This is a genomic window from Paracoccus sp. SCN 68-21, assembly GCF_001724535.1.
Taxonomy (GTDB): domain Bacteria; phylum Pseudomonadota; class Alphaproteobacteria; order Rhodobacterales; family Rhodobacteraceae; genus Paracoccus; species Paracoccus hibiscisoli.
Genome location: NZ_MEES01000007.1, coordinates 59,593 through 77,511, shown reverse-complemented (window position 1 = coordinate 77,511; position 17,919 = coordinate 59,593). Strand labels below are relative to the sequence as shown.

The following is a 17,919-nucleotide window of genomic DNA, read 5'->3' as shown; positions in this document are numbered from 1 at the left end:
GCCCCCCGGAGGCGGCATCTTCCAGCCGATCCTCTATGCGGTGCCGATGCAATACCTCGCCTACCACACCGCCGTCGCAAAGGGCACCGACGTCGACCAGCCCAGAAACCTCGCAAAATCCGTAACCGTCGAGTGAAGGGGCCGGCTCGGCGCCCGTCACCACGGTAAAAAATGACATCAGAGAGCCGCCATCGTCTTGGAGGCTCTCTTTCAACCACAGGTGTTCCTCGGGAACCGACCGCTGTCATTTCCCCAGAGGCCTCTTTATCATACCAGCATCGCCTCCCGTCCCTGCCGGGAGGTTTCCCGTCCATATTTTCCGCACTGCCAGTGCCACGCGGACCTGGCACCAACCCCAACATTTCGACAAGCGCGGCGGAAGACCGATCACCGAGCGCTCGGCGCGCTTGGACTGCTTCTGCGGCTCTTGCGGGCCGAGCAACGCCATTACGTCGAACCGCCCGTCGCGCAGAGGTATGCCCGCGGAATCCTGGCTCACCGGCACGGCGCCGTTCGGCGCCCCGAGTCCAACCTGTTGCTGTGGCTGGTGTCTCCAGCCGGTCGGTCCTTCAGAAACACCGGGCAAAGGCACTCCTCCCCTGCACCCGTGCATCGGACGAGTCGTGATCGGCCCGTCGCGATCCGCACTGGCGGGCACCCGCAGACGAACACCCCCCTTCCCCTCACGCACAAGAGGCAACTGAGCAGGATCTCCAGGACCAATCAGGTGACATTTCCGCGGGTCTGTTCGAAGGTCGATGTCACCGACCAACGGTGTCCGTGCATAGGCGCCAAGCGGGAGGCCCACATCGGCGGCAACTCAACTGGCAGCGCTTGTGTTTCTGGGCGACTTTCGGACAGGAGCTGACGAACGAAAGGCGTAGAGACCTGACTCACCTTGGCGATACGGCGGATCGAAGGGTTTGATCGCAGGCCCCCACAGCGTCCAACCAGCACTTGGTCCGTCACGCCGACAGCATCTGTTGATCTGGGGATGGTGCGTTGGCCAATGGCGATCCTGAGAGCCTACCATGACAGGATGCTACCAGGACGGGACCGCCCCCCCCCGCGATACGGCGCGGGCTGGCAAGGTGTGCATCTAGCCGCAATAAGCCGAACTCCCACAATTAGCGTGCAGGCCGATGCCTCTCTCGGCTACAGGCGGCGGAAGGTCACGTAATGGGGCGGCCGTCCCTCGCGCAGAGCCTTCCGCTCATAGCGCGTGCTGATCCAGTCACCCCACGCCACCGGCGTGTCATCGATCATCTCGAAACCCGCAGGCGGTACTTCCTCGCGGGTCTGGCGAATATAATCGGGGATGTCGCTGGCCACCCGGAAAATACCGCCCGGCTGCATCACGCGCGCCAAGGGCAGCAGATGTTCGGGCGTCACAAAGCGGCGCCGGTGATGGCGCGCCTTGGGCCAGGGGTCGGGATACATCAGGAAGGCGCGCTGGATGCTGGCATCGGGCAGTACGTCCATCAGGTCTCGCGCATCGCCCGGATGCACGCTGACATTGCTGACCCCCGCAGCCCGGATCTTGCCCAGCAGCATCGCCACGCCGTTGATATAGGGCTCGCAGCCGATGATGTTGATGCCGGGATTGGTGGCGGCCATATGCACCATGTGCTCGCCCCCGCCGAAGCCGACCTCAAGCCAGACCGGATTGTCATTGCCGAAGATGACCTGAGGATCGACGGTCGCACGGGCAGGATTGTCCTCGACCGTGATCCCGCGGGGCCGCAGATCGCCCAGATCCTCGGAGAGATAGCCCTTCTGGCTCTGGCGCAGGGTCTTGCCATGCCGGCGCCCGTAGAAGTTCCGGTGCGGCGGGTTCGGATCAAAGGGGGATTCGGGTGTGTCGCTCATCCGCGCGGCTTGCCGCATGACAGGCAGGGTTTCAAGCCCCCGCGCGCCCCTGCGGTATGACCAAGCTCCCGGCGCGATCCGCGCGACATCGGGGGGTCCGGGGGGCCGGCCCCCCGGCCCGTCGCGGGACGCAACCGGGGTGCTGGTCAGTCGGCCATCAGGCGGCTGATGCTGACGGTGACCTCAGGCTTCTTGCCGATCTCCTCCATCGACACCTGGCGGGTGATCTTGCGGATCGCCTCGTCCATCTTGCCGTCGTCGCGCACGGTGCGGGCATCGGCACGCTCGAGGAACTCGGACAGCTCGGCCTCGATCTGGCGGGCCAGTTCGCCACCCGACCGCGTCCGCTCGGACAGGCCCATCAGTTCGACCCAGGCATCGGGCAGGACGTTGTCGTCCTCGTCCACGATCACGCTGACCATCGCATGGCCGTTCAGCGCCATGCGAATCCGGTCGCGCACGACCCCGTCCATCGACCCGATCAGCTGATTGCCGTCGAGATAGAGACGCCCCGTCTCGACTTGGTCGCAGACCTTGGGGCGGTCGCCCGTCAGGTCCATCATCATGCCGTTCGTCACGATCTCGGCGGTCATGCCCTTGGCGCGGGCCAGCAGCACATGCTCGCGCAGGTGCAGGTGCTCCCCGTGCATGGGGATCACGACCTTGGGCTTCAGCAGGTCGTGCATCGCCTCGATGTCGGGCCGGTTCGCGTGGCCCGACACGTGGTAGAGGCCGTCATCGGCATCCCAGACATCCACGCCCGCCTCGCTGAAGGCGTTCATGATCCGGCCGACCGATTTCTCGTTGCCGGGGATGGTCTTGGAGCTGAACAGGAAGCTGTCGCCTTCCTTCAGCGACAGGCCCAGATAGCGCCCGCGCGACAGCTGCGCGCTGGCCGCGCGGCGTTCGCCCTGGCTGCCGGTGACCAGCAGCAGCACCTTGTTGCGCGGCAGCTTGGCGGCCTCTTCCGGACCGATCGTGTCGGGGAAATCCTTCAGCACGCCGGAATCCATCGCCACGCCGACCATGCGGCGCATGGCCCGGCCCAGCAAACAGATCTTGCGCCCCGAGGCCCGCGCGGCATCCGCCAGCGTGCGCAGTCGCGCCACATTGCTGGCGAATGTCGTGGCCACGACCATGTTCGGCTGCGCCATGACCCATTCCAGGATCGGGGTGGCCAGAACCGCCTCGGACCGGCCGGGATGGGTCGAGAAGATGTTGGTGCTGTCGCAGGCCAGAACCTTGACGCCCGCACCCTCGGCCGCGATCTGGGACAGGCCCACCGGGTCAAAGGCGTCGCCCACGACCGGGGTCACGTCCATCTTGAAATCGCCCGTATGCACGATGCGACCCGCCGGGGTGTCGATGATCAGCGCGCTGCTTTCCGGGATCGAATGGCTGATCGGCACGAACTGGACGCTGAACGGGCCCAGCTCGGTCTTGGCCGGGCGGACCTCGGTGATGTTCACCACCTCGGTCGGCAGGCCATGCTCCTCCATCTTCAGGCGGACCAGCGTCCCGGTGAAGCGGCGGGCATAGATCGGCACGTCCAGACGCTTCCACAGATGCGCGATGGCACCGATATGGTCCTCATGGCCGTGGGTGATGAAGATCGCCTCCAGCCGGTGGCGGTTCTTCTCCAGCCAGGTCAGGTCGGGCATGATCAGGTCGATGCCAGGGCTGCCTTCCATGTCGCCGAAGGTCACCCCCAGGTCGATCAGGATCAGCCGTTCCTTGCCAGGAAGGCCATAGCCGTAGACATAGGCATTCATGCCAATTTCGCCCGCTCCGCCGAGCGGCAGATAGATCAGGCGTTCAGCCATTTCCCATCTCCTTGTTGTAATCGTGAATGAGCCGAAGCCCGTGCATCGTCAGATCGTCTTCAATTGCGTCGAACAGGTCGAACCCCTGATCGAACAATGGCGCTAGCCCGCCAGTGGCTATGACTTTCATGGTGCGGTCGCGCTCGGCGCGGATTTTACCCACGATACCGTCGACCAATCCCACATATCCCCAGAACACGCCTGACTGGATACATGCAACCGTATTCGTGCCGATCACCGTCGCGGGCCGCGTCACATCGACATGAGGCAGCGACGCCGCCCCCATGTGCAGCGCCTCCAGCGACAGGTTCACCCCCGGCGCGATGACGCCGCCGATATAGGCCCCGTCGACATCGACCACGTCGAACGTGGTCGCGGTGCCGAAATCGACCACGATCAGGTCCGGGCCGTGGCGATCGAAGGCACCCACCGTGTTGACCAGCCGGTCCGGACCGACGGTGGTGCCGGTATCGACGCGCGGCTCGACCGGCAGCAGGCAGTCGGGCTTGCCCACCACCAGCGGGCGCGTGTCGAAATAGCGGTTGCACAGCACCCGCAGGTTGAAGACCACCCGCGGCGCCGTTGCGCTGATGATGCAGGCGTCGATCTGCAGCTCGAATTTCTGGACGGCGATCAGGGTGGACAGCCAGACGTAATATTCGTCCGCCGTGCGGCGGTGGTCGGTGCGGATGCGCCAATGCGCCAGGAACCGCGTGCCGTCCCAGATGGAGAAGACCGTGTTGGTATTACCGGTATCGATACACAGCAGCATGGACTTAGCCCCCGAAATGGATGTCGGCGGCGGGAATCGCCTGACGGCCGCGCGGGCCGGTCAGGATCAGGGCGCCGGTCTCGTCGATGCCGTCAAAGCGGCCGGTGATGCGGTCGGTGCCGGTGCGGGCGGTGATCGTCTCGCCCAGCTTGGCGGCGCGGGCCAGCCAGGCGGTGCGGATGGGACCAAAGCCGTAAGTCGTCATCTGGCGGTGCCAGGCGTCGAACTGCACCGCCAGCGCATCCAGCAGATCGTCGGGGGTGATCAGCAACCCGGTCTCTCCGGCCAGGCTGACAGGGCGCAGGGCGTCAGGCTCGACCTGCGACGCATCGGGCGCGGCGGCCAAGTTGACGCCGATGCCAACGGCCAGAACGCCCACCTGCCCGCCCGCGCCGCTGCTCTCCAGCAGGATGCCGGACAGCTTGCCGCCGTTCAGCAGCACGTCATTGGGCCATTTCAGCGCCAGGTTCGGCACCGGCCCGCACAGGTCGCGCAACGCGTCATGCACCGCCAACGCGGCGACAAAGGACAGGCGCGCCGCATCAGCAGCCCCGCCCTGGGGCCGCATCACCAGCGTCGCGGCCAGGTTTCCCGGCGGATCGGTCCAGGCCCGACCGCGTCGCCCGCGTCCGGCCTGCTGCTGGCGCGCCATGATCCAAGCCGGCCCCGACAGGGTCGGAGCCAGTCGGAACGCCTCGGCATTGGTGCTGTCCACGCGGTCCAGGACGTGGCGCGCCACGCCCTGCGGCCAGGTCGGCCGAGGGTTACCCACCCGAGGCCAGCGCCGGACCGACCAGCGACTGTGCCGCCACGGCGGCCGCGTCGTCGATGCCCAACAGCGTGATCGACCCCAGCAGCAGCGCAAAGGCCGACACGATCAGCGCGGCGTATTGCACGGTGCCCATGCGGCTGGTCACGCCCTCGGTCTCGGTGCCGAAATACATGTAATAGACGATGCGCAGGTAATAGAACGCGCCGATCACCGAGGCGATCACACCGGCAATCGCCAGCCAGGTCATCCCGCCATCGACCGCCGCCGTCAGCACGCCGTATTTCGCCCAGAACCCGACCAAGGGCGGCACGCCCGCCAGGCTGAACATCAGCAGCAGCACGGCCATCGCCTTGAGCGGCTCGGCGCTGGCAAAGCGGTTGAGGCTGTCCATGTCGGTGACCGGGCGGCCGTCGCGCTCCAGCGACAGGATGAAGGCGAAGGTGCCGACATTCATGACCGCATAGATCGCCATGTAGATCAGCATCGCCTGCACGCCAAGGGCCGTGCCCGCCGCCAGACCGACCAGCGCAAAGCCCATATGCGCGATCGAGGAATAGGCCATCAGACGCTTGATGTTGCGCTGGCCGATGCCCGCGACCGAACCGAGGAACATCGACATCACCGCAAGGGCCGCGATGATCTGGCCCCAATCGCCCGGCACGTTACCGAAGGCATCGAACATCAGACGCGCGATCAGCGCCATGGCCGCGACCTTGGGAGCCGTCGCCAAGAAGGCGGTCACCGGGGTCGGAGAGCCCTCATAGACGTCGGGGGTCCACATGTGGAACGGCACGGCCGAGACCTTGAACGCCAGGCCCACCAGCAGGAAGACCAGACCGAACAGCAGGCCCATCGGCAGGTTGCCCGCCTGAACCGCCTGGATGATCCCCGAGAACTGCGTCGTCCCCGAAAAGCCGTAGACCAGCGAGGCACCATAGAGCAGCAGGCCCGAACTGAGCGCGCCCAGCACGAAGTATTTGAGTCCCGCCTCGGAGGACTTGGCACTCTCGCGGCGCATGGCGGCCACGACATAGAGGGCCAGCGACTGCAGCTCCAGGCCCATATACAGCGTCAGCAGATCGCCCGCGGACACCATCATCATCATGCCCAGAGAGGCCAGCACGATCAGGATCGGGTATTCGAACCGCATCAGCCCGTGGCGATCCATGTAATCCGCGCTCATCGCCAGGACGGCGGCGCCCGACAGCAGGATCGTGATCTTGGCAAAGCGGCCGAAGGCGTCGTCGGTGAACATGCCGAAGAAGGCGATCTGCTGGGGACGATCGGCCAGGCCGATGAACATCGCCCCCGCCAGAAGCGCCAGCACGCTGACCCACAGGATCGGCATCGCGATGCGATCCTTGCCCAGATAGGCCCCCGCCATCAGCGCGGCCAGCGCATAGATCGCAAGCATCAGTTCGGGCAGAATGGTCGAGATATCCAAACCGGTCATCTTGCGTTCCTCAGTGGCTGACGGCGGGGCTGACGGCGGCCGAAGCCAGGTCGCCCGTCGCTGCGTCCGTGGGCAGCGCGTCGTTGTAATTCACCAGCAGCGCCTGGACCGAGGGGCCGGTGATGTCGGTCACCAGGCGCGGATAGACACCCAGGATCAGGGTCATGGCGATCAGCGGCGCAAAGATCCAGCGCTCGCGCGGGGTCATGTCGGTGATGGTGCGCAGGCTCTCCTTGATCAGCGCGCCCATGGTCACGCGGCGATAGAGCCACAGCGCATAGGCCGCCGACAGGATCACGCCGGTCGCAGCCACGAAGGCCACCCAGGTGTTGGCGTGGAACGCGCCCATCAGCGTCAGGAACTCGCCCACGAAACCCGAGGTTCCGGGCAGGCCGACATTGGCAATGGTGAAGAACATGAAGACCAGTGCATAGACCGGCATCCGGTTCACGAGGCCGCCATAGGCGTCGATCTCGCGCGTGTGCATGCGGTCATAGATGACGCCCACACAGAGGAACAGCGCCCCCGAGATGAAGCCGTGCGACAGCATCTGGAAGATCGCGCCGTCCAGCCCCTGCTGGTTCGCGGCGAAGATGCCCATGGTCACGTAGCCCATATGGGCGACCGACGAATAGGCGATCAGCTTCTTCATGTCGGACTGCGCCAGCGCCACCAGCGAGGTATAGACGATGGCGATGGCCGACAGCCACAGCACGAAGGGCTGCATCAGGTCGGAGGCCACCGGGAACATCGGCAGGCTGAAGCGCAGGAAGCCATAGCCGCCCATCTTCAGCAGCACCGCCGCCAGCACCACCGACCCCGCGGTCGGCGCCTGGACGTGCGCGTCGGGCAGCCAGGTATGGACAGGCCACATCGGCATCTTGACCGCGAAGCTGGCAAAGAAGGCCAGGAACAGCAGCGTCTGCATGCCACCGACGATGGTGAAGCCCATCACCGCCATGGTCTGCGAGGGGAAGTCGAACTCAAGGAGCGCCGCGATGTCGGTCGTGCCCGCCGTGCGGGCCATCGCGATCATCGCCACCAGCATCAGCACCGAGCCGATGAAGGTGTAGAGGAAGAACTTGAACGAGGCATAGATGCGGTTCTTGCCGCCCCAGATGCCGATGATCAGGAACATCGGGATCAGGCCCGCCTCGAAGAACAGGTAGAAGAGGATCAGGTCCAGCGCCGCGAAGACGCCGATCATCAGCCCCTCCAGCACCAGGAAGGCGATCATGTATTCCTTGACCCGGACCTTGACGTCCCAGGTGGACAGGATCGTCAGCGGCATCAGGAAGGTGGTCAGCATGATGAACAGGATCGAGATCCCGTCCACGCCCATGCGATAGCGCAGGCCCATGATCCAGGCGTGATCCTCGACGAACTGGAATCCGGTGTTCGACGGATTGAACCCCGCCAGCAGGAACAGCGAGATCAGGAAGGTCGCGCTGGTCGCGATCAGTGCCAGGAACTTGGCGTTCTTCTGCGAGGCGGCATCGTCACCACGCAGGAACAGGGCCAGGATGCCCGCCGCGACGATCGGCAGGAAGGTGATGATCGAAAGAAGGTTCGTCATGTTATTGCGCGCCCCGCATCATCACCCAGATCAGCAAGCCCACGATGCCCAGAACCATCGCGAAGGCATAATGGAACAGATAGCCCGACTGCACCCGCCCGGCGAACCGGGTCAGGCGCGGGATGATTCCCAGGGCCAGCCCGTTGATGGCGCCGTCGATAACGGCTCCGTCACCGCCCGTCCACAGCTTGCGACCGATCCAGCGGGCCGGACGCACGAAGATCGCGTCATAGGCCTGGTCGAAATACCACTTGTTCAGCAGGAACTGATACAGGCCGCGCTGCTGTGCGGCCAGCTGGCCGGGCAGTTCGGGGCGACGGATATACATCAGCCAGGCCAGACCGAAGCCGATCAGCATCGCGACGAAGGGCGACACCTTGACCCAAGCCGGCACGTAATGCGCGTCATGCATCACGTGGTTGTCGGGCCGCATGTAGATCGCGCCGGGGGTCACGGTAAAGGCCTCGACCTCGGCCGGGTTCTCGGCGGCGCCGGCGGCGGCGTGCAGGGCCGCGCCCTCGGGCTGCTGCGCGGGGGCCTCGGCGACGCTGCCCTCCAGGGCGGTCTCAGTCCCGGCGGCGGCGGCACCCTCGGCGTGGTCGCCGTCATGCATCGCCGCGGCCTCGATCCCGAAGAAGCGGGTGACGCCCTCCTCTTCGAAGAAGCTGTTGTACCAGATCATGCCCGCGAAGATCGATCCGAAGGCCAGCACGACCAGCGGCGCGGTCATCACGCGGGGGCTCTCATGCGCATGGTCATGCGCATGATGGTCGCCGCGCGGCGTGCCGTAGAAGGTCATGAACATCAGGCGCCAGGAATAGAAGCTGGTCATCAGGGCCGCGATCACCAGCATCCAGAAGGCATAGGTGCTGCCGACAAAGGCGCTTTCGATCACGGCATCCTTGGACAGGAAACCCGCAAAGCCGATATGGGTCAGCGGGATGCCGACGCCGGTGATGGCCAGCGTGCCGATCATCATCGCGGCAAAGGTCAGCGGGATCTTCTTCCGCAACCCGCCGTAATTCCGCATGTCCTGTTCGTGGTGCATCGCGTGGATTACCGAACCCGCGCCCAAAAACAGCATTGCCTTGAAGAAGGCATGCGTGAACAGGTGGAACATGGCCACCGAATAGACGCCGACGCCCGCCGCCACGAACATGTAGCCCAGCTGCGAACAGGTCGAATAGGCGATCACGCGCTTGATGTCGTTCTGGACCAGACCGACGGTGGCGGCGAAGAACGCCGTGGTCGCGCCGATATAGACGATGAACATCTTGGCCTCGGGCGCGAATTCATAGAGCGGCGACATCCGGCAGACCAGGAACACGCCCGCGGTCACCATGGTCGCCGCGTGGATCAGCGCGGACACCGGGGTCGGGCCTTCCATCGCGTCGGGCAGCCAGGTGTGCAGGAACAGCTGCGCCGACTTGCCCATCGCGCCGATGAACAGCAGGATCGCCAGCACGTTGGCCGCGTTCCAGTCGCGCCACAGGAAGGTCATCTCGGTCTGGGCCAGCATCGGGACCTGGGCAAAGATCTCGTCGAACTGGATCGACCCGGTCAGCCACCAGATGCCGAAGATACCCAGCAGAAAGCCGAAATCGCCGACGCGGTTGACGATAAACGCCTTCATCGCGGCGGCGCCCGCCGACTGTTTCTTGTAGTAGAAGCCGATCAGAAGATAGGACGCGACGCCCACGCCTTCCCAGCCAAAGAACATCTGCAGCAGGTTGTCGGAGGTCACCAGCATCAGCATCGAGAAGGTGAAGAACGACAGATAGGCGAAGAAGCGCGCCCGATAGGGCTCATCGTCGCCGAAATTCTCGTCATGGGCCATGTAGCCGAAGGAATAGAGGTGGACCAGCGCCGAGACCGAGTTGATCACGATCAGCATGATCGCGGTCAGCCGGTCCAGGCGGATCGCCCATTCGGAGGTGAAGTCGCCTGAGACGATCCAGTCCATGACCGGGATGCTTTGCGGGGCCTCCAGCGTCAGGAAGACCACCCAGGACAGGGCTGCGGCGGCGAACAGGATGGCGGTGGTCAGGATCTGCGCGCCGCGCTCTCCGATCAGGCGCCAGCCGAAACCCGCGATCAGCGCACCCAGCAGGGGCGCGAACAGAATGAATTGGGCCATGGTCCCTTACCCCTTCATCACGTTGACATCTTCGACCGCGATCGTACCGCGGTTGCGGAAGAAGACGACCAGGATGGCCAGACCGATGGCGGCCTCGGCGGCGGCGACGGTCAGGATGAACATGGTGAAGATCTGCCCGCCCAGATCGCCCAGATGGGCCGAAAAGGCGACGAAGTTGATGTTGACCGCCAGCAGCATCAGCTCGATCGACATCAGGATGACGATGACGTTCTTGCGGTTCACGAAGATGCCGAAGATCCCGGCGACGAACAGGATCGCCCCCACGACAAGGTAATGTGTCAATCCGATCATCGTTTCAGTCCCTCCGGGTTCTTCTACCCGTTCAAATTCGTTGGCTGAGGCGCGGGCTTACAGCCCCTGCCCCGGCTTGACGTCGCGCAGCTGCATGGCCTTGGCCGGGTCACGGTGCATCTGGCGGATCACGTCCTGACGCTTGACGTTGGTGCGGTGCCGCATGGTCAGCGTGATCGCCCCGATCATCGCCACCAGCAGGATCAGTCCCGAGATCTGGAACGGCAGGATGTAGCGGTCATACAGCACCAGGCCGATGGAATTGGTGTTCAGCGCATCGGCCTGCATCGGCACGCTGCGCAGGGTCGCGGACTGGTCGCTGCTTTCCCACGCGCCATAGGCGATGGCCAGCTGCGCCAGCAGGACCAGCGCGATCAGGCCCGCCAGAGGCAGATACCGCGCGAATTTGCCCTTGAGTCGCGCAAAATCGACGTCCAGCATCATCACCACGAACAGGAACAGCACCGCCACCGCGCCGACATAGACGATGATCAGCAGCATGGCGACGAATTCGGCGCCCAGCAGGACGAACAGACCCGCCGCCGACAGGAAGGCCAGGATCAGCCACAGCACCGAATGGACGGGGTTGCGCGCCAGGACCACCATGAAGCCCGCGGTGCAGACCGAGATGGCGAAGAGGTAAAAGGCGAAGGTCATCATGTCTGGGGGCTCCCTTCGGATTCGGTGAATACGCCCTGGGCAATTTCCAGCGCCTTCTGCATCGCGGGAAGGCCGGCGAACATCCCCATCTGATAGATCACCTCGGCGATCTCGCGCGGGGTGGCCCCGGCCTCGATGGCGTGGCGGATCGTCATGCGCAGCTGCGGCTCGGCCAGGGCGCCCTGGACGGTCATCGCGGCGATGGTGACCAGCAGACGCGTGCGCGCGTCCAGACCGTCGCGGTTGAACGTCTTGCCGAACCACATCTCCAGCATGTCGGCGGGCATGGTCGGGAACATCTTCTCGACCGCCTTGAGGTCGAAATGCTCAAGCGCGGGGTTGAAGGTCCGCGCCATCTCCTGACCCTGGGCCAGCATCTGCTGGAACATCTTGGTGAAGGGATCGGTCATCTGTAGGGCGCGTCCATGGCAAGGTTGCGCGCGATCTCGGATTCCCAACGGGCGCCGTTATCCAGCAGGCGCTGCTTGTCGTAGAACAGCTCCTCGCGGGTTTCAGTGGCAAATTCGAAGTTCGGGCCCTCGACGATGGCATCGACCGGGCAGGCCTCCTGGCAGAAGCCGCAATAGATGCATTTCGTCATGTCGATGTCATAGCGCGTCGTGCGGCGCGAGCCGTCGTCGCGGGGTTCGGCATCGATGGTGATTGCCTGCGCGGGGCAGATCGCCTCGCACAGCTTGCAGGCGATGCAGCGTTCCTCGCCGTTGGGGTAGCGGCGCAGGGCATGCTCGCCGCGAAAGCGCGGCGACAGCGGGCCCTTTTCGTGGGGATAGTTGATCGTGGCCTTGGGCGCGAAGAAATAGCGCATGCCCAGGCCGAAACCTTTGATGAAATCCACCATCAGGAAGTACTTGGTGGCGCGGACGACGTCGAAAGCCATCTTTTACACTCCTGCCCAACGGGCCCAGAAGGTCCCGAAGACTTCGTATTTCGCAAGGAACGCCACGATCACCACCCAGCCCAGGGACAGCGGCAGGAACACCTTCCAACCGATGCGCATCAGCTGGTCGTAGCGATAGCGCGGCACGATCGCCTTCACCATGGCGAACATGAAGAACCAGAAGACCATCTTCAGGAACATCCAGATCGCCCCGTCCGGCAGGCCGGGGATGGGCGACAGCCAGCCGCCGAAGAACAGCAGGCTGATCAGCGCGCACATCAGCCACATGGCGATATATTCGCCGGCCATGAACAAAAGGTAAGGGGTGGAGGAATATTCGGTCATGAAGCCCGCGACCAGTTCGGATTCCGCCTCGGGCAGATCGAAGGGCGGGCGGTTTGTCTCGGCCAGGCAGGACACGAAGAACAGCACGACCATCGGCAGGTGCGGCAGCCAGAACCACGACAGCAGGCCCGCGCCGCGCTGCGCCTCGACGATGGCGGTCAGGTTCATCGACCCGGCCGAGATGATCACCCCGATGATGATCAGGCCCAGGCTGACCTCGTAGGAGATCATCTGCGCGGCAGAGCGCAGCGAGCCCAGGAACGGGAATTTCGAGTTCGACGCCCATCCGCCCATGATCACGCCGTAGACCTCCAGCGAGGAGATGGCGAAGATGAACAGGATGCCCACGTTGATGTCGGCCATCACCCAGCCCGGCGCGAAGGGAATCGCCACGAAGGCCAGCAGCGCCAGCATCATCGACAGGAAGGGCGCCAGGAAGAACACGAACTTGTCCGCGCCCGCCGGGACGACGATCTCCTTGACGACGAATTTCAGCGCGTCGGCAAAGGTCTGCAGGATTCCCCAGGGGCCGACCACGTTCGGGCCGCGGCGCATCTGCACCGCCGCCCAGATCTTGCGGTCGCCATAGACCATGTAGACCAGCGACAGCATCACGAAGACGATCAGCGCCAGACCCTGCGCCAGCAGGATCAGCGCGATGCCCCAGGAGGATGCCCAAAAATCAGCCATGATGCCAGTCCCTCTGCCTTACGCCGCTGGAATGCCGCGTGCGCTGCATTCGCGCAAGGTCTCTTCCGTTTCCATCACCCGCAGGCCCAGGGGCCTGCTGTCCGACATCAGGAAGGCCGATCCGATCAGCAGCTTGCCATTGCGTTTGGCCTGCAGCGTCCGGATATGCCGTCCGTAAGGGTTGCCGTTGTCCCTGGCCCACCCGGCCAATGCGCAGGTGGCATACGAGAACGCGATATCCGCGTCCACCCCCTGACGCAGATTGGCCGTCACCTCGACCAGATCCGCGCCTGGCCCCTGGTTCAGCGTCACCACCTTGACCGCCAGAAAGACCTCCGGGTCGATCTCGGCGTCCGGGGCGATCACCGGCAGGGCCGGGGCGGTGCGCGCGGCAAAGGCCTCGATCGCCTTTTCCTGCGCCGTGGGGCCGCGCGGCGCGCGGGCCACCGGGGCCAGCCCCGCGAAACTGAGGTCCAGATTGGCGTTCAGCGCCGCCAGATCGGCCTCGGTGACCTGAAAGGCGTCGCGACCGCCGGGGCTGTCCAGATCCATCGTGGTGACGCTGCCGTCATCCTCCAAAATCAGGATCTCGCCCGATTGGGTCGAAATGCGCGCCCGACCCAGACCTTTGGTGCCCGCCACCGTCGCGGTGACCTGCGCGGGCTTGGCGCGCGGACGGTCATCCGGCGCGACGTCCGACATGGAGCAGCCCGCCAGCGTCAGCACGGCCCCGGTCAGGGCCGCCGCACTCCAGTGCCGGAACCGGGCGGGCATCGCCCTACTCCGCCGCAAGCGCCGGCGCGAGGCGCGCGGCGGCCATGCGCGACAGCTCTCCCATCAGGGGCGAGCTGCGGGCGATCGGGTTCGTCAGATAGAAATCGCGAACCGGGTTCACAAAGCTGGCCTGTCCCAGATCGCGGCGCGGCAGGGGATGCCAGTCGCTTTCGACGACCTGACCGACCTGGCCCAGATGCGGCACCGCCTCGACCAGCTTGCGGCGCAGCTGCGGCAGGCTGTCCCACGGCAGGGTCTGGCCCAGCTCCGCCGACAAAGCGCGCAGGATAGCCCAGTTCTCCTTGGCCTCGCCCGGCGCGAAATTGGCGCGCATGGCCAGCTGGGGACGGCCTTCGGTGTTCACAAACAGGCCCATCTCCTCGGTATAGCAGGCGGCGGGCAGGATGATGTCGGCGCGATGCGCGCCCCGGTCGCCATGGCTGCCCTGATAGATCACGACCGGACCGGCGGCGATGTCGACCTCATCGGCGCCCAGGTTGAAGATCACCTGCGCACCCTCGATGGCCGCCGTCAGGCCGCCCTCGGTCACGGCACCGACATCCATGGCACCCACGCGGCCCGCGGCGGTGTGCAGGACCAGCAGACGGCCCCCGGTCGCCTCGGCCAGCGCCTGTGCGGCGGCCAGCACGGCCTCTCCGTCGGCCTCGCGCAGGGCACCCTGCCCCACGACAACCAGGCCCGGAACCTCGGTCGGATCGGCCTTCTCCAGCAGCGCCGTCAGCGCGGCGCGGTCGGTGCCCGCGTGGTTGTAATTGAACGTCAGGTCGATGGCCTGACCCACGACAGTCACCTGCGCGCCGCGCGCCCAGGCCCGGCGCAGGCGCGCGTTCAGCACCGCGGCCTCGTCCCGCGGGTTGGTGCCGATCAGCACGATCGAGCCCGCCGTGTCGATATCCTCGATCACTGCATTCCCGACATAGCCCGACCGGTTGCCCGCCGGCAGGCGCGCCCCGTCGGTGCGGCATTCGACCGAACCGCCCAGAGCCTCGACCAGCATCTTCAGGCTGAAGGCCGCCTCAACCGGGGCCAGATCGCCGATCAGGCCTGCGACCTTGCCGCCCTGCATCGCGCGGGCCGCGGCCGTCAGCGCCTCGGGCCAGGTGGCCGGGCGCAGACGGCCGTTCTCGCGCAGATAGGGCGTGTCCAGCCGCTGGCGACGCAAACCGTCCCAGACGAAACGCGTCTTGTCGCTGATCCATTCCTCGTTCACGGCGTCATGGTTGCGCGGTAGGATACGCATCACTTCGCGGCCCTTGGTGTCCACGCGGATCGCGCTGCCGACGGCGTCCATGACGTCGATGGATTCGGTCTTGGTCAGCTCCCACGGGCGGGCGGTGAACGCATAGGGCTTGGAGACCAGCGCCCCCACTGGGCACAGGTCGATGATGTTGCCCTGCAGGTTCGATTCCAGCGTCTGGTTCAGATAGCTGGTGATCTCGCTGTCCTCGCCACGACCGGTCTGGCCCATCTGGCTGATGCCCGCGACCTCGGTGGTAAAGCGCACGCAGCGGGTGCAGCTGATGCAACGGGTCATGTGGGTTTCCACCAGCGGCCCCAGGTTCAGCTCCTCCGAGGCGCGCTTGGGCTCGCGATAGCGGCTGAAATCGACGCCATAGGCCATCGCCTGGTCCTGCAGGTCGCATTCGCCGCCCTGGTCGCAGATCGGGCAGTCCAGCGGATGGTTGATCAGCAGGAATTCCATCACGCCCTCGCGGGCCTTCTTGACCATCGGGCTGTTGGTGCGGATCTCGGAGGGCGCGCCCTCTGGGCCGGGGCGCAGATCCTTGACCTGCATCGCGCAGCTTGCGGCAGGCTTGGGCGGGCCGCCCACGACCTCGACCAGGCACATCCGGCAGTTGCCCGCGATGGACAGGCGTTCGTGATAGCAGAAACGCGGAATCTCGATCCCGGCCTGCTCGCAGGCCTGGATGAGGGTCAGGTTGGGATCGACCTGGATTTCGGCGCCGTCGATCTTGATCGTCCGCAATTCGGCCATGAACTTACATCCTTATCTGGCACTCAGCAGCGATCCTGCGACCGTCTGCCGTGCGATTTCGTCCCGCCCGAGGCGGCAAAAAGTCTCCGGTTGCCCGTTCAGGACGCCATTCTCGACCATATAGCGATCCGCCTCTGCGTAGATACGCTGGCGATCCGCGCGGCTGTCAAGAAAAGCGTCGATCTGGGCCTCGGAATAGCCCTGGTTGCGGGCATGGCGTTTCAGGGCGCGCGCCTCGCTGAAGGCACGCACCAGCCGCGCGTCGATGCTGGGGCAGTTGCGGCGTACCACATCCGCGACACGGGCCTGGACCAGGCGGTCGTTGACATAGGCGTTCTGCGACAGCGGCTCCAGCGCGGCGGCCGGGGTGGTCAGGGTGGCAAGCGCCAAGGCGGCGGCGATCAGAGGGCGTTTCATGGCAGCATCCTTTCGGGGGTTATGTGTCGCCACATAACCACCCGCCGGGCGCATCGCCCGACACAAGCCCGTGCGGGCCGCGTGATGTGCCAGCCTTGTCATCACTCCGCAGCAAGCGCACCCATGCGCCCGGTCTTCTTCGCCTTCAGGCGATCCTCGATCTCGCCGCGGAAGTTGCGGATCAGGCCCTGGATCGGCCAGGCGGCCGCATCGCCCAGGGCGCAGATGGTGTGACCCTCGACCTGCTTGGTGACGTCCAGCAGCATGTCGATCTCCTCGACCTCGGCCTCTCCGGAGACCAGGCGCGCCATGACGCGCATCATCCAGCCGGTGCCCTCGCGGCAGGGCGTGCACTGGCCGCAGCTTTCATGCTTGAAAAAGGCCGACAGCCGCCAGATCGCCTTGATGATGTCGGTGGACTGATCCATCACGATCATGCAGCCGGTGCCGAAACTGGATTTCAGCTCGCGCATGCCGTCATAATCCATGATGGCGTTCTCGCACTGCTCGGCGGTCAGCACCGGGCAGGAGGCGCCGCCGGGGATCACCGCCTTGAGGTTCTTCCAGCCGCCACGGACGCCGCCGCCATGCTTTTCGATCAGCTCCTTCATGCTGATCGACATGGATTCCTCGATCACGCAGGGGGCGTTCAGGTGGCCGGTCAGGCCGAACAGCTTGACCCCCGCATTGTTCGGTCGGCCAAAGCCCGCGAACCATTCCGGCCCGCGCCGCAGGATGGTCGGCACCACCGCAATGGATTCGACGTTGTTCACCGTGGTCGGGCAGCCGTAGAGGCCCGCGCCCGCCGGGAAAGGCGGCTTCATCCGGGGCATGCCCTTCTTGCCCTCCAGGCTCTCCAGCAGGGCGGTTTCCTCGCCGCAGATATAGGCGCCGGCGCCGTGATGCAGGTAGAGGTCGAAATCCCAGCCCGACCCGGCCGCGTTCGCGCCGAGAAGGCCCGCGTCATAGCATTCGTCGATGGCGGCCTGCAGGGCCTCCTTTTCGCGGATGTATTCGCCGCGCAGATAGATGTAGCAGACATGCGCGTTCATCGCGAAGGCGGCGATCAACGCGCCCTCGATAAGGGTGTGCGGATCATGGCGCATGATCTCGCGGTCCTTGCAGGTCGCGGGTTCGGATTCGTCGGCGTTGATCACCAGATAGCTGGGCCGCCCGTCCGATTCCTTGGGCATGAAGGACCATTTCAGACCGGTCGGAAAGCCCGCCCCGCCGCGCCCGCGCAGCCCCGAGGCCTTGACCTGCTCGATGATCTTGTCGCGCCCGCGGCCGATGATGTCGCCGGTGCCGTCCCAATGGCCGCGCCGCTGCGCGCCCGCCAGGCTGCGGTCGCCCATGCCGTACAGGTTGGTGAAAATGCGATCCTGGTCTTTCAGCATCCGATTG

At 65.3% G+C, this 17,919-nt stretch carries 16 protein-coding genes; all 16 read right to left on the bottom strand.

Features of this window, described 5'->3' with window-relative positions; all coding sequences use genetic code 11:
• Window positions 1-1,155: 1,155 nt before the first annotated feature.
• Window positions 1,156-1,869 carry a tRNA (guanosine(46)-N7)-methyltransferase TrmB gene (gene trmB, locus ABS73_RS04370; protein ID WP_277018714.1) on the bottom strand — a complete coding sequence of 238 codons (714 nt, stop codon included), beginning with the start codon at window positions 1,867-1,869 and terminating at the stop codon, window positions 1,156-1,158.
• Window positions 1,870-2,015: 146 nt separating this feature from the next.
• A complete protein-coding gene (locus tag ABS73_RS04365) occupies window positions 2,016-3,692 on the bottom strand; it encodes a ribonuclease J (protein WP_136856638.1) in 1,677 nt (558 codons plus the stop codon).
• Window positions 3,685-4,464, bottom strand: a complete 780-nt coding sequence (locus ABS73_RS04360) for a type III pantothenate kinase (RefSeq protein WP_136856639.1) — start codon at window positions 4,462-4,464, stop codon at window positions 3,685-3,687. Before ABS73_RS04360 ends, ABS73_RS04365 begins: the two co-directional genes overlap by 8 nt.
• A gap of 4 nt (window positions 4,465-4,468) precedes the next feature.
• Window positions 4,469-5,203, bottom strand: a complete 735-nt coding sequence (locus ABS73_RS04355; RefSeq protein WP_277018717.1) for a biotin--[acetyl-CoA-carboxylase] ligase — start codon at window positions 5,201-5,203, stop codon at window positions 4,469-4,471.
• A gap of 25 nt (window positions 5,204-5,228) precedes the next feature.
• Window positions 5,229-6,689: an NADH-quinone oxidoreductase subunit NuoN gene (gene nuoN / locus ABS73_RS04350; protein ID WP_277018720.1), complete on the bottom strand. Its 1,461-nt coding sequence runs from the start codon at window positions 6,687-6,689 to the stop codon at window positions 5,229-5,231.
• 10 nt (window positions 6,690-6,699) lie between these two features.
• Window positions 6,700-8,265, bottom strand: a complete 1,566-nt coding sequence (locus ABS73_RS04345; RefSeq protein WP_277018723.1) for an NADH-quinone oxidoreductase subunit M — start codon at window positions 8,263-8,265, stop codon at window positions 6,700-6,702.
• A gap of 1 nt (window position 8,266) precedes the next feature.
• Window positions 8,267-10,402: an NADH-quinone oxidoreductase subunit L gene (gene nuoL, locus ABS73_RS04340; protein ID WP_277018724.1), complete on the bottom strand. Its 2,136-nt coding sequence runs from the start codon at window positions 10,400-10,402 to the stop codon at window positions 8,267-8,269.
• Between the two features lie 6 nt (window positions 10,403-10,408).
• Window positions 10,409-10,714: an NADH-quinone oxidoreductase subunit NuoK gene (gene nuoK, locus ABS73_RS04335; RefSeq protein ID WP_042248542.1), complete on the bottom strand. Its 306-nt coding sequence runs from the start codon at window positions 10,712-10,714 to the stop codon at window positions 10,409-10,411.
• Between the two features lie 57 nt (window positions 10,715-10,771).
• Window positions 10,772-11,374 (bottom strand): NADH-quinone oxidoreductase subunit J, encoded by a 603-nt coding sequence (locus ABS73_RS04330; protein ID WP_277018730.1) that lies wholly within the window; start codon window positions 11,372-11,374, stop codon window positions 10,772-10,774.
• The gene (locus tag ABS73_RS04325; protein WP_136856645.1) at window positions 11,371-11,784 is read right to left on the bottom strand and encodes a carboxymuconolactone decarboxylase family protein; all 414 of its coding nucleotides are present in this window, start codon (window positions 11,782-11,784) and stop codon (window positions 11,371-11,373) included. Before ABS73_RS04325 ends, ABS73_RS04330 begins: the two co-directional genes overlap by 4 nt.
• Complete coding sequence (gene nuoI / locus ABS73_RS04320) at window positions 11,781-12,272, bottom strand: NADH-quinone oxidoreductase subunit NuoI (RefSeq protein WP_136856646.1); 492 nt, start codon at window positions 12,270-12,272, stop codon at window positions 11,781-11,783. The genes ABS73_RS04325 and nuoI overlap by 4 nt, the downstream gene beginning before the upstream one ends.
• Window positions 12,273-12,275: 3 nt before the next feature.
• Window positions 12,276-13,307 (bottom strand): NADH-quinone oxidoreductase subunit NuoH, encoded by a 1,032-nt coding sequence (gene nuoH, locus ABS73_RS04315; protein WP_136856647.1) that lies wholly within the window; start codon window positions 13,305-13,307, stop codon window positions 12,276-12,278.
• A gap of 18 nt (window positions 13,308-13,325) precedes the next feature.
• Entirely contained in the window at window positions 13,326-14,081 is a 756-nt protein-coding gene (locus ABS73_RS04310; RefSeq protein WP_277018734.1) for a YNQ4 family lipoprotein, read from the bottom strand.
• A gap of 4 nt (window positions 14,082-14,085) precedes the next feature.
• On the bottom strand, window positions 14,086-16,098 hold the full coding sequence (gene nuoG, locus ABS73_RS04305) for an NADH-quinone oxidoreductase subunit NuoG (RefSeq protein ID WP_277018737.1): 2,013 nt from the start codon (window positions 16,096-16,098) through the stop codon (window positions 14,086-14,088).
• A 12-nt stretch (window positions 16,099-16,110) separates the two neighbouring features.
• On the bottom strand, window positions 16,111-16,515 hold the full coding sequence (locus tag ABS73_RS04300; RefSeq protein ID WP_277018739.1) for a DUF5333 domain-containing protein: 405 nt from the start codon (window positions 16,513-16,515) through the stop codon (window positions 16,111-16,113).
• A 101-nt stretch (window positions 16,516-16,616) separates the two neighbouring features.
• Window positions 16,617-17,912 (bottom strand): NADH-quinone oxidoreductase subunit NuoF, encoded by a 1,296-nt coding sequence (nuoF, locus tag ABS73_RS04295; protein WP_277018741.1) that lies wholly within the window; start codon window positions 17,910-17,912, stop codon window positions 16,617-16,619.
• Window positions 17,913-17,919 lie beyond the last annotated feature (7 nt).